At 60.8% G+C, this 22,669-nt stretch carries 22 protein-coding genes; 8 read left to right on the forward strand and 14 right to left on the reverse strand.

All coding sequences use genetic code 11. The features are described from left to right. The first annotated feature begins 71 nt into the window (after positions 1 to 71). The 3 genes from JNB71_RS14525 (at position 72) to JNB71_RS14535 (ending at position 1,342) form a co-directional block, all read left to right on the forward strand. Entirely contained in the window at positions 72 to 707 is a 636-nt protein-coding gene (locus tag JNB71_RS14525) for a Hint domain-containing protein (RefSeq protein WP_220372931.1), read from the forward strand. A gap of 120 nt (positions 708 to 827) precedes the next feature. Then, positions 828 to 1,112, forward strand: a complete 285-nt coding sequence (locus tag JNB71_RS14530; protein WP_220372520.1) for a hypothetical protein — start codon at positions 828 to 830, stop codon at positions 1,110 to 1,112. Beyond that, positions 1,109 to 1,342 (forward strand): hypothetical protein, encoded by a 234-nt coding sequence (locus JNB71_RS14535; protein ID WP_220372521.1) that lies wholly within the window; start codon positions 1,109 to 1,111, stop codon positions 1,340 to 1,342. The genes JNB71_RS14530 and JNB71_RS14535 overlap by 4 nt, the downstream gene beginning before the upstream one ends. A 46-nt stretch (positions 1,343 to 1,388) precedes the next feature. Here the strand turns inward: JNB71_RS14535 and JNB71_RS14540 are convergent, their stop codons facing one another. From JNB71_RS14540 to groES, 5 genes are all read right to left on the reverse strand, one after another. Next, positions 1,389 to 1,676, reverse strand: coding sequence for a DUF1236 domain-containing protein (locus JNB71_RS14540; RefSeq protein ID WP_220372522.1), 288 nt, complete (start codon positions 1,674 to 1,676; stop codon positions 1,389 to 1,391). A gap of 515 nt (positions 1,677 to 2,191) precedes the next feature. After that, entirely contained in the window at positions 2,192 to 2,419 is a 228-nt protein-coding gene (locus JNB71_RS14545) for a hypothetical protein (protein WP_220372523.1), read from the reverse strand. 683 nt (positions 2,420 to 3,102) lie between these two features. After that, positions 3,103 to 4,440, reverse strand: a complete 1,338-nt coding sequence (locus JNB71_RS14550; protein ID WP_220372524.1) for a DegQ family serine endoprotease — start codon at positions 4,438 to 4,440, stop codon at positions 3,103 to 3,105. Between the two features lie 195 nt (positions 4,441 to 4,635). Next, entirely contained in the window at positions 4,636 to 6,264 is a 1,629-nt protein-coding gene (groL, locus tag JNB71_RS14555; protein WP_220372525.1) for a chaperonin GroEL, read from the reverse strand. A gap of 34 nt (positions 6,265 to 6,298) precedes the next feature. Beyond that, on the reverse strand, positions 6,299 to 6,613 hold the full coding sequence (groES, locus tag JNB71_RS14560; RefSeq protein ID WP_220372526.1) for a co-chaperone GroES: 315 nt from the start codon (positions 6,611 to 6,613) through the stop codon (positions 6,299 to 6,301). Positions 6,614 to 6,970: 357 nt separating this feature from the next. Here groES and JNB71_RS14565 point away from each other — a divergent pair, with 357 nt between their 5' ends. The 5 genes from JNB71_RS14565 (at position 6,971) to ligD (JNB71_RS14585) (ending at position 11,315) form a co-directional block, all read left to right on the forward strand. Next, entirely contained in the window at positions 6,971 to 7,438 is a 468-nt protein-coding gene (locus JNB71_RS14565) for an Hsp20 family protein (protein ID WP_220372527.1), read from the forward strand. 100 nt (positions 7,439 to 7,538) lie between these two features. Next, on the forward strand, positions 7,539 to 8,048 hold the full coding sequence (locus JNB71_RS14570) for an Hsp20/alpha crystallin family protein (RefSeq protein ID WP_220372528.1): 510 nt from the start codon (positions 7,539 to 7,541) through the stop codon (positions 8,046 to 8,048). Between the two features lie 505 nt (positions 8,049 to 8,553). Next, the gene (locus JNB71_RS14575; protein ID WP_220372529.1) at positions 8,554 to 9,450 is read left to right on the forward strand and encodes a Ku protein; all 897 of its coding nucleotides are present in this window, start codon (positions 8,554 to 8,556) and stop codon (positions 9,448 to 9,450) included. Between the two features lie 15 nt (positions 9,451 to 9,465). Beyond that, positions 9,466 to 10,275, forward strand: a complete 810-nt coding sequence (locus JNB71_RS14580) for a Ku protein (RefSeq protein ID WP_220372530.1) — start codon at positions 9,466 to 9,468, stop codon at positions 10,273 to 10,275. After that, on the forward strand, positions 10,272 to 11,315 hold the full coding sequence (ligD, locus tag JNB71_RS14585; protein ID WP_220372531.1) for a non-homologous end-joining DNA ligase: 1,044 nt from the start codon (positions 10,272 to 10,274) through the stop codon (positions 11,313 to 11,315). The genes JNB71_RS14580 and ligD (JNB71_RS14585) overlap by 4 nt, the downstream gene beginning before the upstream one ends. Before the next feature lie 136 nt (positions 11,316 to 11,451). Here ligD (JNB71_RS14585) and JNB71_RS14590 read toward each other — a convergent pair whose 3' ends face one another. The 9 genes from JNB71_RS14590 to JNB71_RS14630 form a co-directional block, all read right to left on the reverse strand. Next, positions 11,452 to 11,961 (reverse strand): DUF4334 domain-containing protein, encoded by a 510-nt coding sequence (locus JNB71_RS14590; RefSeq protein WP_220372932.1) that lies wholly within the window; start codon positions 11,959 to 11,961, stop codon positions 11,452 to 11,454. Beyond that, positions 11,951 to 12,847, reverse strand: coding sequence for a hypothetical protein (locus JNB71_RS14595; protein ID WP_220372532.1), 897 nt, complete (start codon positions 12,845 to 12,847; stop codon positions 11,951 to 11,953). Before JNB71_RS14595 ends, JNB71_RS14590 begins: the two co-directional genes overlap by 11 nt. 31 nt (positions 12,848 to 12,878) lie before the next feature. Next, positions 12,879 to 15,515: a DNA ligase D gene (gene ligD / locus JNB71_RS14600; RefSeq protein WP_220372533.1), complete on the reverse strand. Its 2,637-nt coding sequence runs from the start codon at positions 15,513 to 15,515 to the stop codon at positions 12,879 to 12,881. Between the two features lie 49 nt (positions 15,516 to 15,564). After that, positions 15,565 to 15,873: a hypothetical protein gene (locus JNB71_RS14605; RefSeq protein ID WP_220372534.1), complete on the reverse strand. Its 309-nt coding sequence runs from the start codon at positions 15,871 to 15,873 to the stop codon at positions 15,565 to 15,567. A gap of 171 nt (positions 15,874 to 16,044) precedes the next feature. Continuing rightward, on the reverse strand, positions 16,045 to 16,689 hold the full coding sequence (locus tag JNB71_RS14610; RefSeq protein WP_220372535.1) for a peroxiredoxin-like family protein: 645 nt from the start codon (positions 16,687 to 16,689) through the stop codon (positions 16,045 to 16,047). Between the two features lie 611 nt (positions 16,690 to 17,300). After that, on the reverse strand, positions 17,301 to 18,086 hold the full coding sequence (gene fabI, locus JNB71_RS14615; RefSeq protein ID WP_220372536.1) for an enoyl-ACP reductase FabI: 786 nt from the start codon (positions 18,084 to 18,086) through the stop codon (positions 17,301 to 17,303). Positions 18,087 to 18,111: 25 nt separating this feature from the next. Then, a complete protein-coding gene (locus JNB71_RS14620) occupies positions 18,112 to 19,290 on the reverse strand; it encodes an acetate/propionate family kinase (protein WP_220372537.1) in 1,179 nt (392 codons plus the stop codon). 2 nt (positions 19,291 to 19,292) lie between these two features. Next, positions 19,293 to 20,249 carry a phosphate acetyltransferase gene (locus JNB71_RS14625; protein WP_220372538.1) on the reverse strand — a complete coding sequence of 319 codons (957 nt, stop codon included), beginning with the start codon at positions 20,247 to 20,249 and terminating at the stop codon, positions 19,293 to 19,295. Positions 20,250 to 20,269: 20 nt separating this feature from the next. Next, positions 20,270 to 22,501, reverse strand: a complete 2,232-nt coding sequence (locus tag JNB71_RS14630; RefSeq protein ID WP_220372539.1) for a DUF3141 domain-containing protein — start codon at positions 22,499 to 22,501, stop codon at positions 20,270 to 20,272. Positions 22,502 to 22,669: the final 168 nt, after the last annotated feature.

Below are 22,669 nucleotides of genomic sequence, written 5' to 3' on the forward strand. Positions count from 1 at the left end.
CTGGCCAGGGCCATGGGCCCTCCGGGGGGCATGGCCAGTCGGGAGGGCACGGCCAGTCCGGCGGCAGCCCGATGTGCTTTCTGCGAGGCACCTCCATCATGACCCCGACAGGCGAGGTCTTCATCGAGGATCTTCACATAGGCGATCGCGTCGAAACGGTGGGAGGCAAAGCCCGGGCGGTCAAATTTATCGGGCGCCACGCCTACCAGCGGAACGGTTCATCCTGGAACGATGCCGTCGTGCCGATCCGCATCTGCCGCCACGCCCTTGGCCACAGCACGCCTCGTCGGGATCTCTATCTCTCTCCCGGCCACGCGCTGTTGATGGATGGCGTACTGATAAGGGTGAAGGACCTGGTCAACGGGACTTCGATTGCACCTGCTCCGCACCGCGAGACAATCGAGTATTACCAGATCGTGCTCGACAGCCATGACGTGATCCTGGCCGAGGGCGTCTCGGCCGAGACGTTCCTTCTCACGGCCAACAACATCGAAGGCTTCGCGAACTTCGGTGAATTCGCGCGCCTTTATCCCGGCGATCAACACCGTGCGATGGCGCCGTACGCACCCATTGTGGGCATGGATTCGGGTCGCGAGCACCTGAAGGCGCTTCTGCCCCGTGGGGTCCGCCGCGCTTTTCAGTTGCGTGAGCCGGTTCACGACATCTACGGGCGGATCGCCGCTCGCGCCATTGAACTGGTCGGTTAGGACGAAGTTCGAAGGCGGCCGAGATCGCCAGAGCCAAAAAAGAGTTTTGGCGCGTTTGTTCCTTGCTGACGCTTGGAACAAAGGCGCCTATTTTATGTTTTCCTTATAAAGGAGATCACCATGGAAACGCCCCATTCGAAACGCCTTCCGATCGGCGATCCCGGCTACCGCACTGAGCTGCAAAAGGCCCTGAACTACTCGATCGTCGACCTGATCGATGAATTCACCGCCGCTGGATGGGACAAGTGGGAAACGCTGAAGGCGCTGACCAAGGTCGTATGCGACCATGCCCTAGCCTATCAAGAGGAACAACAACCCACATCCAGGAGACGGCAATCGGGCTCCGCCCAGCCACCGCCGACCCACGCAACTGGGGCTCGGCGGCAAGGTCACGGCATCCGATGACGCACTACGCCTGGACGCTCCGGGCGCGTGGCCGGCAGGACATTCAGAGGGTGACGACGCTGGCGGAGTTGCAGGAAACTCTGAGGACAGTGGGCCTACCGGGTGTCGCTCCCACCGATTGGATCGTCGCCAACATATGGCGCGACACTATCCCAGCGCACGGACAATACACCCATGACGAAGGCGGCAAGCATGAATGGTCGTTGATCTGGACCAAGGTAGACTGGTAGGGGCCGATTGCGGGCCAGGAAACCGGGCCCGCAATAACATCTCACCTCACTGGATGATTTCGACCACCGTGCGGGTCTTCGGATTGACCAGCACGCGTTTGTCGTTGACGATCACATACCCATAGTCGGGCTGATCCGGGATCGTGTGGATCTCGACCGTCTCGGGAAGCGCCGTGCCGACGGCAAGATCGCCTTCGAACGTGGCCGATGGTGTCTTTTGCTCAAGAACGTATGTCCGTACCTCTCCGGGAACGGTAACCGTCGTTGTCTGTGCATTGGCGGCGCCGCCGAGCGCGAGGAACAGCGATACGGCGGACATGATCAGTTTCTTCATAACTTCCTCCTTGGTTGTCAATGCCGATACAACGACGCGGGCAAGGACATGGTTCCGGGGAGTCTCGCGTGGCGCCTCACAAACGGGCCCGCGGTCGGAGACAGCGGGCCCAAAGGCTTACGTCATGAAATTCCTGGATCACAATGATCAACAACAACCTCAAAAATTCGCATTGGTTCCGAGGCCAACGAATCACAATCGATGAAAAAGGAAACATCGCTGTTACCCCGAGCATCCCGACGTCCCCAGCAATTGCGTGTGTGTGTCTCGGAGGCTTGCTTTCGTGAGTGGCGCGACCGAAAGGATGATCAATATACCCGCCAAGGACCCGTGGCAGTTGAGCCGCCACCCAGCCATGTGCGGCGGCCCTGCCTCGCATGCCCAGTCTCGCAATCTATGGTGGACCGCAGAGTGCGCACTTTGCCGATCGCGTAACTGTCTGGCCCGAGGATCCACCGGGGACCACTCGAGCGTTCGGTCAATCGTGTCTGGTCAAGACTTGTGGCTGCAGTTCTCTATCGGGATGATCCACCAACGGGAAATGCGTCAGTGCCACCCCGCATACCTGGGTCGCGTCCTCTCACATGGATCCGAATGGCCTCGCGCGCTTCGGCAGCCGACGAAAAGCGTTCGCCATCAAGCTCCATGACATCGTATTTCACCGCCATGAAGGAAAGGCAGCCGTCACGCGGCATGAGAACGCCAACCGGAATACCCTGGTACTCGACAACCTGCTTCATCATTGAATTCTCCGTTCAAGACGCGACACAATTGGCACGGATAAGGGACGCGGCTTGCGTCTGATTAAAATGTAGAGACAAGTTATTTGAGATCTGATCTGACCAACGAGCCTTGAAAGTACAGTATAAGCCTAGCTTGTCAATCCAAAACAAACGACAATAGACTTAAAAGAAAAGTAATATTATTGCACCGCCGAGCATGTAAAGTAAGACTTATTGTGCAGAGCAATATCTCCCAAACGGAGATAAAACCTGCGTTGGATGCCGCGAAGTTGCTTCCCACTGGCGTCTGGGCCCACAACAACTGTACGACATCGCACAGAGTGCCCTGCCTTCACGCTCCGCGCTTGAGGTCGCCTCAATGTAGTGATCATGCATGCACCAGCGCACAGCCTCCGGCGACGATCGCCTCGCTGCCAGGTGCGAGAAGATTGGCCCGTCTTGTGACGTCGACAAACGTCACGCCGGCGGTGTCTACATCAGTCTCGCCCGCGAGTGCTGCCCTGCAGATTGCGTGCGTTGGATCTCGCTTCGATGGCGGCCGCTCGTACAGCCAGGCATAGGCCACGCCATGGCCTCAGCCGAAATCCGAATCGTGCAAGGAGTGTGACGGGAGTCGAAAGCAATCGTGCTTGTTCTCCTCCATTCACGCGACATTCAATTTACGTCATGCGTCGGACAACGAGCTATCGGATCACCAAAAAGAGCTTCAACCCACCGCGAAACAGATCGAGAGCGATCGTACCGCTGGCGTCGTTCAACGCCGCTGCGAGTTCCGCCACGGTCGAGACGGGGCGCCGATTGACGGCGACGATCACGTCGCCCGCTCGCAAGCCCGATCGTGCAGCGGCACTTCCATCCTCAACACCGGAGACGACCACGTTGCCGGCCGCATCCTCGAACTGAGCGCCCTCAAGGCGGGTGGATAGGGCGCTGGGCTCGGCAAGTGCTTGATCCGGCTCTATGCGAACTGTCACCGTTTTGGGCACCCCATCGCGCAGGTATTCGATCTTGACGTCAGCTCCGACCTGCGCCAGCCCGACACGGTTTCGCAGATCTGCCGAGCCGGTGATTTTACGATCGTTGACGGCAATGATGACATCGCCAGCTTGAAGTCCCGCGTGGGCCGCCGGCGAATTGCGCTCAACCCTGCCGACGACGGCGCCGTAACTTTGCTCGATGCCGAGCGCTTCGGCCAGGTCGGGTGTCAAGTCCTGGATGGAGATGCCGATGCGGCCGCGCCGGACTTCTCCATGCTCGATCAGTTGCTCCATCACCCTCGACGCCATTGCGATTGGAACCGCAAAGCCGATACCGACATTGCCTCCGGCCGGCGCGATGATGGCAGTGTTGATGCCAACCAGCAGCCCGTCCGCGGTGACCAGTGCGCCTCCCGAATTGCCCGGATTGATCGACGCATCCGTCTGGATGAAATCCTCGTAGCCCTCGACATTGATGCCGCCACGTCCCAGGGCGCTGACTATGCCGGAGGTGACGGTCTGGCCAAGCCCGAACGGGTTGCCGATCGCGACAACGGAGTCGCCGACCCGAAGGGCACCGGAATCGCCAAACGGCAGCGCCGTCAGTTTGTCCGCGTCGATCTTCAGCAATGCTATATCGGTGGCCTTATCGCTGCCCACCAGCTTGGCGATAAAGCGGCGACGGTCCTTCAAGGTTACCGCAATCTCACCTGCGTTTTCGACAACGTGGTGATTGGTGAGGATATGGCCCTTGTCGGCGTCAACGATGACGCCAGAGCCCGCGCTCAGCCGCTGCTGCCGCTGTTCCGGCAGGTTGAAATAGCGGCGGAAAAAGGGATCGTTGTAAAGAGGATTGGTTTCAGCGGCGCTACGCGACCTCACGGCGATGTTGACGACCGCCGGCGTGATCCCCTCCAGAACATCGGCGAGCGGCCGTTGAGTAGCTGCAGAGACGGCGACCTGCGGCTGCACCGCCGTGGCAGGAACCAGCATGAGGACAAGTGCGGCGAATAGGCGAACATATCTCGACGAACACGTGGTCATTGTTTGAGTCCCCGATCTTCCTCCCCGGGTGCAGGGGCGAGCCTTCGGGTCCAGGCTCATCGGAGCCCAAAATTACGGCTCCTTCCACCCGCACCGGTGCGATATCGAAACGTCACGCCGATTGAGGCGCAATGCATCTCTCCACTTCGTCTACCAAAAGCCCGCGCCCATCGGGGCGCGGGCTTTTCTTTGCAGTCAAAAGTCCATGCCGGCTGCCGGCATCGGCGGGACGGCTGTGTCCTTCTTCGGCTTCTCGGCGACCATTGCCTCGGTGGTAATCAACAGGCCGGCGACCGACGCCGCGTCCTGTAGCGCTGTTCGAACGACCTTGACCGGATCGATCACGCCCTGCTCATAAAGATCACCAAACTCGTTGGTCTGGGCGTTCCAGCCATAGCCGAATTCGGCATTCTCTCGCAGCTTGCCTACAATGATCGAGCCTTCGGCGCCGGCATTCTCGGCGATCTGGCGCACCGGCGCCTCGATTGCTCGGCGAACGAGCTCGATGCCATGTCTCTGGTCGGGATTCTCAGTCTGAATATCGTCGAGCGCCCTGACCGCTCGAAGCAAGGCGACGCCACCGCCGGGCAGCACGCCCTCTTCGACGGCCGCTCGCGTTGCATGCATGGCGTCGTCGACCCGATCCTTGCGCTCCTTCACCTCGACCTCGGTCGAACCGCCGACGCGGATGACCGCGACGCCGCCGGCAAGCTTGGCGAGCCTCTCCTGCAGCTTTTCGCGGTCATAGTCCGATGTGGTCTCCTCGATCTGCGCCTTGATCTGGGCGACGCGGCCCTGAATCTCCGTCTTCGAACCTGCGCCGTCGACGATCGTTGTGTTGTCCTTCTCGACGACGACCTTTTTGGCACGGCCAAGCATCGGCAGCGTGACGTTTTCAAGCTTGATGCCGAGATCCTCGGAGATTGCCGTACCGCCCGTGAGAACGGCGATATCCTCGAGCATGGCCTTGCGACGATCGCCGAATCCAGGCGCTTTCACTGCAGCCACCTTCAGGCCGCCGCGCAGTTTGTTGACCACGAGCGTGGCGAGCGCTTCTCCCTCGACATCCTCGGCGATGATCAGCAGTGGCTTGCCAGATTGAACGACGGCTTCGAGCACCGGAAGCAGCGCCTGCAGATTGGAAAGCTTCTTCTCGTGGATCAGGATGTAGGGATCCTCGAACTCGACCCGCATCTTGTCGGAATTGGTCACGAAATAGGGCGAGAGATAGCCGCGGTCGAACTGCATGCCTTCGACGACCTCGAGTTCCGTCACAGCGGTCTTGGCTTCCTCGACTGCGATAACCCCTTCGTTGCCGACCTTTTCCATCGCTTCGGCGAGGAAACGGCCAATCTCAACGTCGCCATTTGCCGAAATGGTGCCCACCTGGGCGATCTCGTCGTTTTTGGTGACCTTCCGCGCGTTCGTCTTCAACTCTTGAACAATGGCGTTCACGCCCTTGTCGATGCCGCGCTTGAGGTCCATCGGGTTCATGCCGGAGGCGACCGCTTTCGCGCCCTCCTTGACAATCGCCTGAGCCAGAACCGTTGCCGTGGTGGTACCATCGCCGGCAACGTCACTGGTTTTCGACGCTACTTCGCGGACCATCTGGGCGCCCATGTTCTCGAACTTGTCCTCAAGCTCGATTTCCTTGGCGACTGTTACACCATCCTTGGTGACCCGGGGTGCGCCATACGACTTGTCGATAACCACGTTGCGCCCCTTTGGGCCGAGCGTGACCTTGACGGCGTTGGCGAGAATATCGACCCCGCGCAGCATCTTCTCGCGGGCCTCTGTGTGGAATCTCACTTCCTTGGCAGCCATTTTTTTCTACTCCCTCTGATCGAGTCCAGCTTGATCAAGCAACCTTCTTGGCCGATGCGTCCGTCTCGATCACGCCCATCACGTCGGATTCCTTCATGATCAGGAAGTCCTCACCGCCGAGCTTGATTTCTGTACCGGACCATTTACCAAACAGGATGCGGTCGCCCACTTTGACATCGAGTTCGACCAGCTTGCCGCTGTCATCGCGGGCGCCTGGACCAACGGCGATGACCTCGCCTTGCTGGGGCTTTTCTTTCGCCGTGTCTGGGATGATGATGCCGCCGGCGGTCTTTTCCTCGGCTTCAGTGCGGCGGACGAGGATTCGGTCGTGCAATGGACGGAACGTCATGGCGTTCTCCTCATGGACAAACAGGTTTTACAGGTTTGTCCGCGTCGAATCCGAAGTTTGCGACGCGGGGCGAGCGATCTTTTCGGCATCGCGCCCCAATCGATCTGGTTTCTTGTTTTGCAGTTTCAAGAGGACGGCGAAAATTTTTTAGCACTCGCGTGCATCGAATGCTAACTGACTGAATATTATTGGCTTTCTGCCCTGATACGTTGGAATAGCGGTGATTTCCCTCTTGACGCGACGCAATCGAATCCCCATCTCATTTGCGTCGGCAGCTGAGATGGGCCGACACTGTCAGGGAGCGCCGAGCTTCTTGGCTCTCCCTCGTATCTATGTTGCTCAAAGGAGGATGTAGCTATGAGAACGAATATGGACTTCTCGCCCTTCTACAGGTCGAGCATCGGCTTCGATCGTATTTTCGACCTGCTGGAACGGACCGCACTGCCGCAGGACGGCGACAACGGGCCGCACTATGACATCGTCAAGCTCGGCGAGGACAGCTACCGGATCGTGATCGCTGTCCCGGGCTATAGCGACGACGAACTGACGATCACGCACGAGCCGAATATGCTGGTGATCAACGGCGCCAAGCCCGAAAACAAGGAAGTGCAGTATCTCCATCGCGCACTGGCGCTGGGGCCCTTTGTCCGGCGCTTCGAGCTCGCCGACCACGTCAACGTCAATGGCGCGAAGCTTGAGAACGGACTGCTGACCATCGACCTGACGAAGGAGATTCCCGAGGAGATGAAGCCGCGCCGGATCGCGATCGATGCTGCGCCGACGACAGAGCCTTCGAAACAAATCGAAGGCAGTGTAGCGGCCTGACGCAAACCGTGGCCCGCGACCCAATCTCTCGAGGGCGGGGTCGCTGCGGCCACGCAGAGAGCAAAGAAAGGAAGGTTAGAGACCGAGAAAGGAAACGACGATGAGTGTACGTGACTTGATCCCCTGGAACCGTGGCAACAACCAGGTTCCGACGTTTGGGCGCAGGGATGACGTGGATCCGTTCCTGTCTCTGCATCGCAACATCAACCGGCTGTTCGACGAGACCCTTCGGGGTTTCGATGCGCCTTCATTGTTTGGCGGCATGACCCCTCGCAACGGTACGTGGCCCAGTGTCGAGTTTTCCGAGACTGACAAGGAAATACAGGTAACCGCTGAGTTGCCCGGTCTTGAGGAAAAAGACGTCGAGGTCCTGCTGGAAGACGGTGTCCTGACGCTTCGCGGCGAGAAGAATTCACAGAGCGAGGACAAGGATCGTCAGTTCAGCGAACGCTATTACGGGCGTTTTGAGCGGCGTCTCGCCCTCGGTCGCGAAATTGACGAGGGCAAGGTCGCGGCAACCTTCAAGAACGGGGTGCTGACGGTAACCTTGCCAAAAAGCGAAACTGCTGCAGCAAACGCAAAGCGCATCCCGATCAACAACCGCAAATGATCCTCACAGGTAAATACCCGGGTGCCGTCCGGCACCCGGGTGATTGATTCCTCCGCCATAGCTTGGCTTTGATGCCTCTTCGCTTGGACCTGCCGACAGTACAAAAATACCTGTCCTATTCCGGTGTCGCTGGATAAACCGGCGGCGGGAGACTTCTAGTCTGCGACAGCCAAATCGATCGCAGAGCGCGCGGCGACATCCCGCTGTGCGCCGAGAAGACACAAAGTTTCCTCACGTCCTTCCTCAGCACATAGCTCGCACCGTCCCGATCAAAGCAGCGCCGTCGACGCTCAGCGATCTGTGGCACCGTGAAGGCTCAATGGAATTTCACCGTACGTATCGGCGATTGTGACCCAAAGAAAATGCATGAAAACAGGAGCCTAGGCCGGAGTAGCGAAACGCGCAGCCGGCTGGCGCCAAGCTATTGAAAAATGATTCGTTTCGACTGGAACGATTCGCCGTCCAATCGCTTGAATCGCTTGAGTTGCCTCGGAGTGTCAACGTCATGGCGGGTCCAAGAGCCAATTGGAAGGGTTACATCAAGTTCGGAGAAGTGTCCTGTCCGGTGGCGCTCTATACGGCCGCGTCCTCGTCGGAACGCATCGCCTTCAACACCCTCAATCGCAAAACAGGAAACAGGGTCAGACGGGAGTTCATCGACAGCGAGACCGGCGATCCCGTCGAGCGAGAGGATCAGGTCAAAGGCTACGAGGTCGAGAACGGCCAATATGTCCTGCTCGAACCGGAAGAGGTCGCCGCGGCAGTGCCCGAGAGCGACAAGACGCTGAAGATCGAAGCCTTCATCCCGTGCTCGCAGGTCGATACCATCTATTTCGACAAGCCCTATTATCTGGCGCCCGACAAGATGGGGACAGACGCCTTCCTGCTCTTGCGGGATGGAATGAAAGAGGAAGCGGTCGCCGCAATCGCCAAGACCGTACTCTTCCGGCGGCTGCGCACTGTGCTCATCCGCCCGCATAGCAGGGGCCTGGTCGCCTCGACCTTGAACTTCGATTATGAGGTCCGCTCATCGGAAAAGGCTTTTGAGGAGATGCCTGACCTGAAGATCGAAGGCGAAATGCTCGAGCTTGCCGAACATATCATCCGCACCAAGAAGGGCACCTTCGACCCGAGCGCATTCGAGGACCGCTACGAGGCAGCCGTTGCCGAACTGGTAAAAGCCAAGATCGAGGGCCGTTCGCTGCCGAAGAAGAAGGCGCCGGTCGCCTCGAAGCCCAGTGACCTTCTGCAGGCACTGCGCGAAAGCGCCGGCCTGGGGGCAAAAGAGGCCGCACCCAAGCGCACCGCCGCAAACGCCAACAAGGGCGCGGCCCGTCAGAAGGCTGCAAAGCCCAAGGCCAAATCCAAGCCCGCTGCCGCAGCGACGCGCCGGACCGGCTGATCGGAGGACGTTTCCATGGCACTTCGTCCGTATTGGAAAGGCTATCTCAAGCTCTCGCTGGTCACGTGTCCGGTTCAGATGATGCCGGCGACCTCCGAGAATGAGAAGGTCCGTTTCCATACCCTGAATCGCCAGACGCGGAACCGTGTCGTCAGCCACTATGTGGATTCGGTCACCGGCAAGGAGGTCAAGGAAGAGGACGAGGTCAAAGGTTATCAGCGTGGTGAGAACGAGTATGTCATTCTCGAGGACGAGGAGTTGGACAACGTCGCGCTCGAAAGCACGAAGACGATCGATATTTCCACCTTCACGCCGCGCGACAGTATCGAATGGATCTGGCTCGACACGCCCTATTATCTCTCCCCGAACGATCCGGTCGGGCAGGAGGCGTTTTCCGTCATAAGAGACGCGATGCAGGCGCAGAACATGGTGGGGATTTCCCGGCTGGTGATTTCGCGCCGCGAGCGCGCCATCATGTTGGAGCCACGCGGCAAGGGTATCGTCTTGTGGACGCTGCGCTATGGAGACGAAGTCCGCGATGAAGACAGCTATTTCGAGGCGATCGGCGACGAAAAGGCTGATTCGGAGATGATGCCGCTTGTTCGGCAGCTGATCAAGAAGCAGACCAGGGACTGGCATCCGAAGATGGTCGCTGACCCCGTGCAGGAGCGGCTGCTTGACATCATCGCCGCCAAGAAAAAGTCCCTGAAGAAACCAGCCAAGACCAGGGGCAAACCCGCCCCGTCGGCTCCGCCGAACAACGTCGTCAATATCATGGATGCCCTGAAGAAATCGGTTGCGGCCGAGCAGCGGGCAGGCAAATGAGCCGTCGTGCCAAACCACTGCTGCGGGATGATCAGGTCGCCAAGTCCAGGCCGGAGCGCCCGCGCGATCGGGCGCAGCCCCGTCTTCCATTCGACCCGATGCCCGAGCGGATCGAACCGTGCCTCGCCCTCCTGAAGCCGGCCCCGCCAAATGGACCGGATTGGGCGTTCGAGGTGAAGTGGGACGGCTATCGCCTTGCTGTCCACATCGAGCCGGAGGGGGTGCGGATCATCACCCGCGGCGGCCACGACTGGACGCATCGGTTCCCTGCAATAGCAGAGGCCGCAAGAAAGCTAAGAGGCGGCACCGCGATCCTCGATGGGGAGGCCGTTGTCCTCGACACGGATGGGCGCTCGGATTTCGGCGCGCTGCAGCGTTCGCTCGGCGGAAGGGGCGGCAAGCGCTCATCGACGGAAGCTGTGTTTTTCGCGTTCGATCTTCTTTATTCCGACGGCCACGACCTCACGGGGACTGAACTTTCGGTCCGCCGGCACCTGCTGGAAGACTTACTCGACGGCGCCCCCGATGCTATACAGCTGTCGGAGGAAGTCCAAGGCGACGGCGCAGAACTTCTGGAGAACGCCTGCTCGATGGGGCTCGAGGGCATCATTGCCAAGCACAGGGACCGGCCCTATCGCTCCGGCCGCACCGGCGACTGGCTGAAGATCAAATGCGTCCAAAGCGAAAGCTTCATGATCGTTGGCTACGAGCAGTCGACAGTCGCGCGTGGCGGGATCGGCAGCCTGCTCCTCGCGGGCCGCAACGGACATGACTGGGTCTATGTCGGCTCCGTCGGGACGGGCTTCAATGCCAAGGATGCCGAGTATCTGCGCCGCACGCTCGACAAGCTCAGGACCGGACAGCCGGCCGTGCCGCTCAAGGGCAAGAATCTCGTGTTCGCCCAGCCGACCTTGATCGCGGAGATCGAGTTTCGCGGCTGGACCCACGACGGCAGTCTTCGCCACGCGTCCTACAAGGGCTTGCGCGACGTCCAGGACAACGCCGCGGTCTTCGACATGAAAGAGAAACCGACCGGCTGAAAATGGAAAGGGCGCTCGACCCTTGCGGGGAGCGCCCTGTCCGACCCGGACGACCCCACGGCAGGCAGACACGCTGCTCGGCAAGCGATCATCAATACGGGTGATGGACCATAGATGATGTGTGAGCGGCCGGTTTTCAAGGTTCGTTAACGCGCTCGAGTTCGAAAAAGTAGATCCGTTCGTCGCCTGTGATCTTCATCGCCCCCATGACTCTCTCCTCGTCGATGCGCCGGAAGTAATCGACGATCGGCTGATCGTCGTAGACCATGGCCGCACTCTCGACGCCGTCAAACACCATGGTCTTCACGGAAGCAACCGGTCCCCTCGCCCGCAGGCAGGGCTGAAGATGGGAAAACAGGTTTCGCGCGGTGCCCGTCAGGCCGAAGCCGTGAAAACGCAGCGCCAATTGAACCGGTATCCATTTCGGATCGATGGCAGTCAGCCGACGCTCGCCCGAGCAAAACAGCAAGGCGTCTGCGCGCATGTCCCGCATAAACCGTTTGCCGAACCAGCCGAGATTTTCGAGCACGCCGTCGAACGGGTGGCCCGCCGATAGACCGTGCCCTTTCCAAAGGCCGACGAGTTCGCGCGGCTGGACCGGCGATAAACGTCGGAACTCCTCAAGAAGTGCCTGCTCATTTCTCACTGGATGGGGTACCCTTTTGCTTGCGCTCTTTTGCCCGCCGTCTGGACTTGGCGCCGCGCCGGGCAACGCGCAACTCCTCCAGCGTCGGCATCCACCAGCCCCGGTCTCGCTCGCTTTGTTTGGGCGGCGCCCGCGCCGGCCAGGCTCTCACCAGTTCTTCCAGTGAACCCCAGCGCCAGGATGCCCAGACATATTCTTCGTTATCTGCCGCGGGGAAATAGAACGCGCTGATTGTCGCCCGGTCTGCCAGCTCGCCCTCGGTGCCGACAAAGAAGGCGACGCCGACATGCGTGCCGACGGCGCGCCCAAAGGGTGGAATATCATCGGCAGGGACAGGATATCGCTTCCGCCGGCGCTCCCTCATCTTGGCCTGGGAAGCCTCGCCTTCCTCGGTTCCCTTGATCGCCTCCCGCCGCGCCCGCCGTGCCTCCGGCTCGCTTCGTTCAGCGGCCTCCTCGATCGCCGGCCACCGCCTGCGCAATTCTTCGAACGACCGGTAGGGCACGGTCCAGAGACAGCGGTCAGAATCCCAGCGGGCGTGCGGGATTTCCCTGATCTCGCTGATGACCGTCCGTGAATAGGGCGTCCGGATCAGGAAAGTTGCTGGCGCCGCCTCAAGGTACCGGCTTTCGATCGGATCGAAGGCAAAGGCGTCCCTGCCCTTTTCGTCCGCGAAGGTATCAGCCCCTGATTCCATTTCGGCCAGCCAGCGGCCGATGCGCTGTTCGGCAGTGCGCCCCGGCACGAACCACGCGTTCAATCTGTCGCTCCAGCGTGCACGCGGAAACGCCGCCCGGAACCGCTGCACCGTCATGTGATCGTGCGGCAGATCCGTCGTTGCCCCCTCACGCGGGAGCGGGTTGGATGTTTCCTTTGTGTCGTCCATATGACCTCACCTGGAAGCAACCCTTTCGAGATCATGCTGCGCGCCTTGAGTTTCCGAGGCGCTTGATCGCCTGCTCCAGAGGTCGCTCGCTATCGCAATAGTCCTGCCATGCGGAGCTCCTGGCAAGAAGGGCTGGTACCGTGCGTAGCGTATAGCGCTTGGGGTCGAGATCCGACTTCACCTGCGTCCAGGTAAGCGGCATCGACACGGTGGCGCCGGGGCGCGCGCGCGGCGACAGCGGTGCCACGGCGGTGGCCATCCGATCATTGCGGAGATAATCGAGGAAGATCCTGCCGCCCCGAAGGCTCTTGGTCATCTTGGTCAGGTAGAGGTCAGGATCGTCGCGCGCCATCTTCTGGCAGACGTCGTGCGCGAATCCCTTTGCTTGTGCCCATGTGAGCGGTTTGCGTTTGTTGACGGCAAGCGGCGTGACCACATGCAACCCCTTGCCGCCCGTCGTCTTGCAGAAGCTGACGAGGCCGAGTTCACCGAGCCGCTCGCGCATTTCCCCCGCGGCCGCGACAACGGTCGAGAACGGCACATCGGGACCAGGATCGAGATCGAAGACCAGACGGCCCGGCACCTCCGGCTTGCCGGGCTCGCAATTCCAAGGATGCAGCTCGATGCCGCCGATCTGGGCGATCGCCGCTAGCCCCTCGACCCGGTCGATCTGCAGGTAAGGCTTCTTGTCGCCGAAGACGTTCACCAGTTCGAGCAGGTTGGAGGTGCCGGGCATCGCATGCCGCTGGAAGAACTGTTCGCCGCCGATGCCGTCCGGGGCGCGAATGATCGAGCACGGCCGACCCTTGATATGATCGATAAGCCAGGCGCCGACGGCTTCGTGATAGCGTGCCAGTTCCTCCTTCGTAACAGGCTCTCCATCACCCGCATCCGGCCACAGCGGCTTGTCCGGATTGGAGATGAGGACACTCATAACCTCAGCCTTGGCGCCTTTGCGGCGGACGGGCTTGGACATGGGCGTCGCGGTCGGCTGGGCGGTGTCGGTTTTGGCAGGCGCCGCCGGCTTTCTTGCCTCGACCTCCTTCGCCGGCTTGTCCGCGCGCAGGCCCTTGAAGGCAGCCTGGCGGACGAGGCCATCGGCAGTCCAGCCTTCAAATTCGATTTCGGCGACAAGCTCGGGTTTCACCCAAGCAACTTCGGCCTGCTTCTTCGGAGCGCCAACACCCGTGAACGGTGATCTCGCCGCCTCCAGCAGCTTCAGTTTCGGTAGCAGCATCTCGACTTGCCTGGCGCCATAGCCGGTTCCGACACGGCCGACATAGACAAAGTGATCGCCACGGTGGACGCCGGCCAGCAGCGAGCGGAACTTGCCGTTGGTCTTGGCATAGCCGCCGATCACCACTTCATGGCCTGCCCGGCATTTCGACTTGCCCCAAGTGTCGGTGCGGCCGGACTGATAGGGGGCGTCCATCTGCTTGGAGATAATGCCCTCGAGGTGCAGTTTGCAGGCGGAGCGGAGCACGGCCTCGCCACCGGATTGGAAATGTTCGACGTAGCGGATGCGGGGATCGTCGCCGGCAGCAGTGAGAAGGTTCTGCAGCCGCTCCTTCCGCTCGACCAATCGCATTGGCCGCAGGTCGTCGCCGCCATCGAACAGCAGGTCGAACGCAAAATAGACGAGGTCACCGGTCTTGCGTTCCGACAGGGCCGCCTGAAGTGCGGCGAAATCCGGCGCGCCATTCTCGTCAAGCGCGCAGACCTCGCCGTCGATGATACAATCGGGCAGTTCGGATCCCGCATCTGAAATCTGAGGAAACTTCAGGGTCCAGTCGAGGCCCTTGCGCGTTTTCAGCGTCACCCTGCCATCGAAGACGCGCATCTGAATGCGGTAACCGTCGAACTTGATTTCGTGCAGCCAGTCATCGCCGGCGGGTGGCCGATCGAGCCTGCCGCAAAGCTGCGGCTCGATGAAATCCGGCAAATCGGCCACGGCGGAGGTCGCGACGTTCTTGCGAGACCTTTTCTTGCGCTCGTCGGCCGCCAGGCCATGCTTGCTGTCCCAGACCGCGTCCGCCTCGACATCCGCATTCGCCATCATGAACGGCCGCGGCTTGCGGCCCTTGCCCTCGGCGATCTGCTCCATGCTGCGGCCGGAGGCGACCGATGTAGCATTCTCCTCCAGGACAGCTTCGCCGTTTTTTTCGACTGAATGGTCGTCATGATGCTTGATCAGCAGCCAGTTGGTCCGCTTGCCTCCATCGCGGTCGTTGCGCATTCGAACCAGGACGAAGCTTCCATGCAGCCGCTTGCCCTCCAGCCTAAACTTGAAGTCACCCTTCCTCAGAGCCTCCTCGGGTGATTTCCTGCCTTCCGGCTCCCAATAGCCACGATCCCACAGCATCACCGTGCCGCCACCATACTGGCCCTTGGGGATCGTGCCTTCGAAGTCGCCGTAGTCGAGCGGGTGATCCTCGACCTCGACCGCCAGGCGCTTATCATGCGGATCGAGCGAAGGGCCCTTGGTCACCGCCCAGGACTTGAACACGCCATCAAGCTCGAGCCTGAGATCATAGTGAAGCCGCGTCGCATCATGCTTCTGAATGACAAACCGTCGACGGTCCGTCGGCTTGACCTGCGCCGCCCCGCTCGGTTCGCTGGTCTTCTTGAAATCGCGCTTGGCACGGTATTTCGAAAGATTGTCGGCCATGGAATTCTGATCTCCTCCCAAAGCACGATCGCGTCGGCATGCGTGCTTCTCAGCGGCTCGACACCCGAAGCGCGCCGGCATCTTCGAGACTGCGTCGGATGGCGGCGACCTGGCTGGAAGCTATATCGGCCAAGACCTCGATCTCACCTTCGAGCGGTGCGTCGCGACGAAACCCATCATCATGAGACGCATCGCCGCCGGACGGCGCCGCGCCGGCCGTGTTGCGGTCGGTCGCCGACCGAATGGAGATGTCGACCCTCGAGATGCCGTGCTGCTGAACCAGATGTTCAACGGCAAGATCGGCTGCTTCTCGAGTTTCAAACGTGGCTGTGATCGTCGTCTTACTGTCGTCGGCCATGGGTCTCTCCTGACATCGATTTCCACGGGATGAGAACGCCGCCGGCGGCTAGTTGTTTCAATTGCGGGCCCCGAGGCCCTTGTCGTGAGTGCGCTGACGAGGTTGACGGCCAAATTTCTGACGGGGCCTGTCTTGTGCGCCATCGCATCGAGCGACTTTTTCAGCAGGCTCCTAATGTGCAACTTGTGAAGCTGCCGACAGCAATTCCTCGCGGTTCGGCGCCTTGAACGTATTGAGGCCCTCCTCCAGAACTTCAGTGAAGCTCCAGCGCACGATGCCCCCTCGGTCGATCAGGAACTGGCCAACAAGCTGCCCCTGGCTGGAAGCCGCCATCGCCTGCTGATCGGCTTCCGTAATCTCGTATCCTTCCTTCTTGTTGAGAAACTCGTCCATTGCCATGACGTCCATGGGCTCGGGCAATTCGCCCGGGAGATCGATCCGTATCGCCATGATCGTGTCCCTCCCGACCTCGCGCAAGCCGAATGCACGGTGCGAGGCCCGCTCCGGGTCGGATGCGGCAAGAAGGTCGGGTGCCGGATGGTAACGGAAATAGAGCCGAGCCCGCTCGACCGGCGTGTTGACCACCGCCAGACATTCGACGCCTTTCTCGCGCAGGGCCGGCTTGAGTTGCGCCATCGAAGCGACATGGCGCCGGCAGAACGGACAGTGCAGGCCTCGAAACAACCCAATCAATAGCGGGCTACGGCCTCGAAAATCATCGAGCGCGATCTTGCCTTCGCGTGAGATCGCATTGAGCACAACGTTCGGAGCCCGGTCGCCCGGCTGCAGTGGGCGGTCGACACTACTCATTGACATGGACACCTCCTCGCCCCGGATCAGTCAAGAAAGGCACCACACACCCGGCATTTCGGAGTTGAGCCCGCGCCGAGAGGCGTGACACTTGCCAGGGCAAATAGCTTTCGGCCTCTACGATATTGACGAGGTCGATATGACGCGCGTTGCAAGCCCATCATAACACAAGGCCTCTGCGGGCCGCCAGTCGCGAGCCGTCTCGCGCGCCGGCTCAACCCGATCGAGGGGAAACAACGTTGAGTTGACAACCGCGCGTTTTCGCGATTTTATCGCTACAACCGAGGGGAAGCCAAGAACACATTGGCGGATATTTCCATTAAATATTATGGCATCTTAAATGTGCTCTACATCTCGTTTCCATATATGCCGCAATTCAGTTCATACTAAAGCATGACATCTCTGACGCAGGGATTAATAAAGTCAAGGAGGAACTTAATTCTTATTTTCACTTGAAGACCAATCCGCTGCCGTAGGTGACGGGTCATATCTTGATAACTGCATGTGACGGCACATCTTACGCAGCGAAGCCCCGCCGTGTTCTTGCGGGGCTACTTGTCAGCGGCTGGCTGCTCGATGTCATTGAGCCTGCGAATTTCCCCGACGGCGACGGTTCGTCAGTCGATGATGTGATAGCCGCCATCGACGTAGAGCACCTGTCCCGTGATCAGGCGCGCGGCGTCGTGGGCCAAGAAGGCCGTTGCAACGCCGACGTCCTCGATGCTGATGAGTTCGCGGGCCGGCGCCTTCGTCCTGGTCTTTTCCAGCAGATCGTCGAATTCAGGAATGCCGGAGGCCGCGCGGGTCGCCAGCGCGCCCGGAGAGATGGCGTGGACCCGGATGCCTTTCGGTCCGAGTTCCGCAGCGAGGTAGCGGACCGCGCTCTCGAGGGCAGCCTTTGCCACGCCCATGATGTTGTAGTTTTCGACCACTACCTGCGACCCGTAATAGGTCATCGTGAACAGCGTGCCGCCGTTCTTCATCAAGGGTTCGGCAAGATGAGCCATGCGGATGAAGGACCAGCAGGAAATGTCCATCGTTGTTAAAAACCCCTCGCGCGGCACATCGACGACGCGCCCGCCGAGTGTATCCTTGGGCGAGAAGGCGATGGAATGGACGACGAAATCGAGCTCGCCCCAGGTGCTGGCGATGCGGTCGAAAACCGCCTCGATCTGGCCGGGAACGGCCATGTCCATCGGCATGAAGATCGGCGCCTCCACCTCGCGGGCAAGCGGCTCGACATAGGTCTTTGCCTTTTCGTTGAGAAAGGTAATCGCAAGCTCGGCGCCGAAGGCACGGAAGGCGCGTGCGCAACCCCAGGCGATCGAGCGATCGTTGGCGATGCCGACGATCAATCCCCTTCGCCCCCTAAGAAGCTGTGCATTGATGACCGGAATGGACATTGATTGCTTCTCCTTGTGTCTGGCTTCAAGACATGTTGACGAGGGCCAGCGTGTGGCGCGCGATCATCAGTTCCTCGTCCGTTGGCAGGACGTAGACTGCAACGCGGCTCGCCGGGGTGGATATCAGGGTCTCACCCGCTTCATTTGCCGCAGCGTCGAGTTCGGCTCCGAGCCAGGCGAGCCTTTCGGTGATGCGGGCGCGGATCGGGGCCGAGTTCTCCCCGACGCCAGCCGTGAACACGAAAGCGTCGAGGCCTGCGAGCGCGGCGGCAAGCATGCCGGCGCTGAGCGCACAGCGATGGACGAAGTGATCGATGGCGAAGGCGGCACGCGGGTTGTCGCTGGCGAGAAGCTCCCGCATATCGCTCGATATCCCGGAAAGACCCTTCAGGCCGGACGATTTGTAGAGGAGGTCGGTCACCTCTTTCGCGCTCATGCCCTTGTGCTCGATCAGGTGAAGCACGACGCCCGGATCCATCTGGCCCGGTCGTGTCCCCATCGGCAGGCCGTCGAGCGCGGTAAAACCCATCGTCGTCTCGACGCTGCGCCCCTCTCGCAGCGCGCACATCGACGCGCCGCTGCCGAGGTGGGCAGCAATGACGCGTCCGCCGGCGATAGCGGGTGCGACCTCGGCCAGCCGCTCGCCGATGTATTCGTAGGACAGGCCGTGGAAGCCGTATCGCCGCACGCCCTCCTCGTAGTAGTCCCAAGGCAAGGCGTAGCAATCCGTATGCGGGGCGTGGCCGCGATGGAATGCCGTGTCGAAACAGGCTACCTGCGGAACGTCCGGATTGATCTCCATCGCAAGGCGAATGGGCGCCAGGTTGTTCGGCTGGTGCAGCGGCGCAAGCTCCTGGAAAGTGGCAAGCCTGTCCAGCGTTTCGTGGTCGATCAGCATCGGTCTCGCATAATCCGGGCCGCCATGCACGACCCGATGCCCGATCGCCCGCAGGTCGAACCCCTCCAGCGTCTGCAGCCAGGTGCGGGTTTCGGCAATCGCCGCCGGCAGGTGGCCAACCGTATCAGGCCCATAGCGACGATCAACCAGCACCGCTCCATCGGCAGCACTCGCCACCAGGCGCGGCCTCGTCCCGATACCATCCATCTGGCCGCGGATGCAGCGTCTCAGTCCCAGATCGGCAATTTCGAAGATCTGGAATTTGAGGCTGGACGAGCCTGCGTTGACGACAAGGATCGCGTCCATGTTCAGGCCGCCACTTGCGCGGCGCGCCGTCGCGCGGCGGCGTAGAGCGTGGCAACCGCACATGACGCCAGACGGCTGCGCACCGTGTCTGCCCGCGACGTCAGCACGATCGGTACGCGCGCGCCGAGCACAATCCCGGCGGCATCGGCATGGGAAAGGAACGTCAAGTTCTTGGCGAGCATGTTTCCTGCCTCGAGATCCGGAACGACGATGATCTGTGCCCGCCCCGCAACCGGCGAAGTGAGCCCTTTGATGCGGGCGGCCTCGGGACTGATCGCATTGTCGAAGGCAAGCGGGCCGTCGAGCACGCCGCCGGTGATCTGGCCGCGGTCGGCCATCTTGCACAGCGCAGCCGCCTCGATGGTCGACGGTATCTTGGTTGTCACGGTTTCGACAGCCGAAACAATCGCCACGCGGGGCTGGCCAAGCCCGATGGTCGTCCAGAGGTCGATGGCATTCTGGACGATATCGCGTTTGACGTCGAGGTCGGGAAAGATGTTGATCGCCGCGTCCGTGATGAACAGCGTGTCGGCGTGGCCGGGCACATCCATCACGAAGACGTGGCTGATCCTGCGTTCGGTGCGCAGTCCCGTGGCCGAGGCCGTGACTTCGCGCATCAGCTCGTCGGTATGGAGACTGCCCTTCATGAGCAGTTCGCCCCGTCCCTGTCGGATCAGGGCGACCGCCTGCGCCGCAGCTGCATGGCTGTGCGGCGCATCGACGAGTTCGTACTCCTTCAGGTCAAGCCCGTGCTCTGCCGCGACAGCCCGGATCTTAGCCGCAGGCCCCACCAGAACGGGAACGATCAGCCTGCTCTCAGCCGCTTCGATCGCGCCGCGCAGCGAGCTCTCGTCGCAGGGATGCGTCACGATCGTCACAGCAGGCGCCACCTCTTGTGCAGCGGCAATCAGCCGGTCGTATTTGGATGGCTCTAGTGTCGTCGTTGTCAGGTCGTTCATCGGAAACCCCTCTGCTTCGATCAGGAAACGCTGCGAACGCGAGCGCTCTTGTTTGCCGCTCCAGGCGTCGGGTTGCTGTCAACCTCCTCCGTGACGAGGTTGAACAACCCGGCCACCCGTTCAAGGCGCTCGGCTGCAGCGTCCTCCAGTGGCCCCGACGATTCCAGCACGCCGCGAAGGATGTCGAAAGCCTTTCGGCGCTCGCCTATGTCCGCCGGCAAGAGGGTGGGGATTGCCTCAAGGGCCTCAGCCTCGTCGATAAGCAGGAGGAAATACTGCTCTCGCATCAGCGCCTTGAACCCCGCAAGCGTCAGTTGACCCGCACCAGCATGGCTGCGCCTTATCCGGCGGATTGCCTCGAAGCCGCGCTCATCCGCTCTGCCGCGCACCATGCCGACGAAGAGCAGGGATCGCGCAAGCGCCTCGAGAGTGCCACCTTGCGCTGTCTTCTCTTTCAGGGCCGCGATACGGGTTTCGAGCAAGGCACCGCTCAGCAGGCTCTTGGGTGCCTTGCGCAACGGGCGGCTGGTGTCTTGATCGACGCCAAGCGCCGCCTGCAGAGGAGCGGCGCCATAGACGGCGAGGAATGTCTCTTCCGCCACCTTCTCGGACAAGCGCCGCCAATGCTCGAGCCCGTCGACGATCTGGTTCGACAGCTGTTCCTGCAAGGCGAGGAAAGGATTGTCCGGCTCCACCGGAAGGCGGTTTATACGCACGAATTCCGCGGCATCTTCAACCCAGGCCAGCCATGGATTCTTCGACCCGAACAGTTCGTAGCTGAGGCGCAAGGGGTGGAGGTGACGCATCGCCTCGGCCACCGGCGGCGTCACTGCTGCGCGGACCGCCGGCTGGGCAAAGAGGCGGTAGTTTGCCAGATTGACCTCCGAGAGGCGCGCCGCAGTGGCAAAACGGCGCTCGTCTTCGATATCGTTGCCGCCAAAGGCGCGAATATCGTCCAGAGTGCGGGTTTCGCAGCGCATGATCCATTCGCCCCCGACCAGCTCGGGATGAGCGATGGCTTCGCCCCTCGGCTCAAGAACCGCTTCGTAAAGGCCGGGCGGCAACACGTCGATCAGATCGATATTGGACGCGAACTCATCATGTTCCTTGCGCGCGACACTGGCAGAAACGAAAATTCCGAGATGACCGATCTTGTCGTGGACCGTATAAACGATGGTCTGCCCAAGAGAGCGGATCTCGTCGACGCTGTCGTAGAGATCGAGGATCCAGTCGAGTGCCTGCTGCGGCGGCGTGACGTTGTCGCCCTTTGAGCAGAAGACAACGATCGGAGAGCGGATGTTGCGCAGGTCAATCGCCGTGCCGTCGGACGTCCGTATCTCGCCGGCGGCAAGCCTGTTGCCGACAAACAGCTCATCGACGATGAACTGCATTTCCTCCGCATTTAACGTCACATGCCCGCCCCACCAGCGCTCGAAACCAAGATAGCGCTCGGCTTCGGTGTCGATCTTGGAATAGAGGTTGTATTGCTTGGTCCACAGGGTGTTGGCAGGGTTCTGGTTCTCGAAATTCTGCACCAGCCATGCCCCGTCGAATTTGCCGGCACCGAGATCGCCGGTCAGGGCCGTCAGCCAGCTTCCGCCGAGAAGGCCGCCGGAATAACGCATCGGATACTGGCCCTTGACACCCGCCCAATAGGAGAGCGGCGTGCCGCTGATGATGATGGGGCCGAACAACTCAGGCCGCAGCGCGGCAAGCATCATGACGGACCAGCCCGCCTGGCAGTTGCCGACGACACAGGGCTTTCCATCCGCTTGAGGGTGACGCTCGATGACGGTCTCGAGAAACGTGGCCTCTGCGTGAACGATGTCCTCGATCGTCTGCCCCGCAACGGGTTCCGGCAGGAAGCCTACGAAATAGCAGCTATGCCCGGCTTTCATCGCCACGCCGATTTCGCTATCGGCCTTGAAACCACCAATACCAGGCCCGTGGCCGGCACGCGGATCGACGACGACAAACGGACGCTTGAGCGGATCGATCACCACGCCGGCCGGTGGAACGATGCGGACCAGTCCGTAATTGACCGGCCGCGCCAGGCTTCGCCCATCGCAGACGAGCTCGGTGGCGTAATCCAGCACATGCGGCGCGGTGCGAGCCGACTGCTCCTCATACTGCGCCCCGCGCCGTTTCATGACGTCGAGGTAAAGGATCGAGCGTTGCCATGCGTCGATCCAGTAGCTGGCGAATGGGTTGGTGAAGTTCGGTGTCGATGAAAGAATGGATAGCTCGGACATTCTGTCCCTCCTTTGCAGATATAGGGGAGCAATTCATGGCGACGACTGAAGCGTTCAGCTCATTTCCCATGCACCGGGAGCGTTGGCCCGCCAAACCGGGCCTACTCGAGGATACATGAATACCCGTGTTGGATGCTGTTTTTTCGTCTATGCCGAAGGCGAATGATA

The organism is Rhizobium herbae, assembly GCF_019511375.1.
GTDB classification, from domain to species: domain Bacteria; phylum Pseudomonadota; class Alphaproteobacteria; order Rhizobiales; family Rhizobiaceae; genus Pararhizobium; species Pararhizobium herbae_A.

Coding starts and splice junctions, on each gene's coding strand:
- JNB71_RS14545 (WP_220372523.1), bottom strand. CDS start 2,419: ATGATGAAGCAGGTTGTCGAGTACCAGGGTATTCCGGTTGGCGTTCTC.
- JNB71_RS14625 (WP_220372538.1), bottom strand. CDS start 20,249: ATGAACGACCTGACAACGACGACACTAGAGCCATCCAAATACGACCGG.
- ligD (WP_220372533.1), bottom strand. CDS start 15,515: ATGGCCGACAATCTTTCGAAATACCGTGCCAAGCGCGATTTCAAGAAG.
- JNB71_RS14630 (WP_220372539.1), bottom strand. CDS start 22,501: ATGTCCGAGCTATCCATTCTTTCATCGACACCGAACTTCACCAACCCA.
- JNB71_RS14610 (WP_220372535.1), bottom strand. CDS start 16,689: ATGTCAATGAGTAGTGTCGACCGCCCACTGCAGCCGGGCGACCGGGCT.
- JNB71_RS14575 (WP_220372529.1), top strand. CDS start 8,554: ATGGCGGGTCCAAGAGCCAATTGGAAGGGTTACATCAAGTTCGGAGAA.
- JNB71_RS14620 (WP_220372537.1), bottom strand. CDS start 19,290: ATGGACGCGATCCTTGTCGTCAACGCAGGCTCGTCCAGCCTCAAATTC.
- JNB71_RS14605 (WP_220372534.1), bottom strand. CDS start 15,873: ATGGCCGACGACAGTAAGACGACGATCACAGCCACGTTTGAAACTCGA.
- JNB71_RS14580 (WP_220372530.1), top strand. CDS start 9,466: ATGGCACTTCGTCCGTATTGGAAAGGCTATCTCAAGCTCTCGCTGGTC.
- groL (WP_220372525.1), bottom strand. CDS start 6,264: ATGGCTGCCAAGGAAGTGAGATTCCACACAGAGGCCCGCGAGAAGATG.
- JNB71_RS14595 (WP_220372532.1), bottom strand. CDS start 12,847: ATGGACGACACAAAGGAAACATCCAACCCGCTCCCGCGTGAGGGGGCA.
- JNB71_RS14535 (WP_220372521.1), top strand. CDS start 1,109: ATGACGCACTACGCCTGGACGCTCCGGGCGCGTGGCCGGCAGGACATT.
- JNB71_RS14550 (WP_220372524.1), bottom strand. CDS start 4,440: ATGACCACGTGTTCGTCGAGATATGTTCGCCTATTCGCCGCACTTGTC.
- JNB71_RS14530 (WP_220372520.1), top strand. CDS start 828: ATGGAAACGCCCCATTCGAAACGCCTTCCGATCGGCGATCCCGGCTAC.
- JNB71_RS14570 (WP_220372528.1), top strand. CDS start 7,539: ATGAGTGTACGTGACTTGATCCCCTGGAACCGTGGCAACAACCAGGTT.
- fabI (WP_220372536.1), bottom strand. CDS start 18,086: ATGTCCATTCCGGTCATCAATGCACAGCTTCTTAGGGGGCGAAGGGGA.
- JNB71_RS14565 (WP_220372527.1), top strand. CDS start 6,971: ATGAGAACGAATATGGACTTCTCGCCCTTCTACAGGTCGAGCATCGGC.
- JNB71_RS14540 (WP_220372522.1), bottom strand. CDS start 1,676: ATGAAGAAACTGATCATGTCCGCCGTATCGCTGTTCCTCGCGCTCGGC.
- JNB71_RS14525 (WP_220372931.1), top strand. CDS start 72: ATGTGCTTTCTGCGAGGCACCTCCATCATGACCCCGACAGGCGAGGTC.
- groES (WP_220372526.1), bottom strand. CDS start 6,613: ATGACGTTCCGTCCATTGCACGACCGAATCCTCGTCCGCCGCACTGAA.
- ligD (WP_220372531.1), top strand. CDS start 10,272: ATGAGCCGTCGTGCCAAACCACTGCTGCGGGATGATCAGGTCGCCAAG.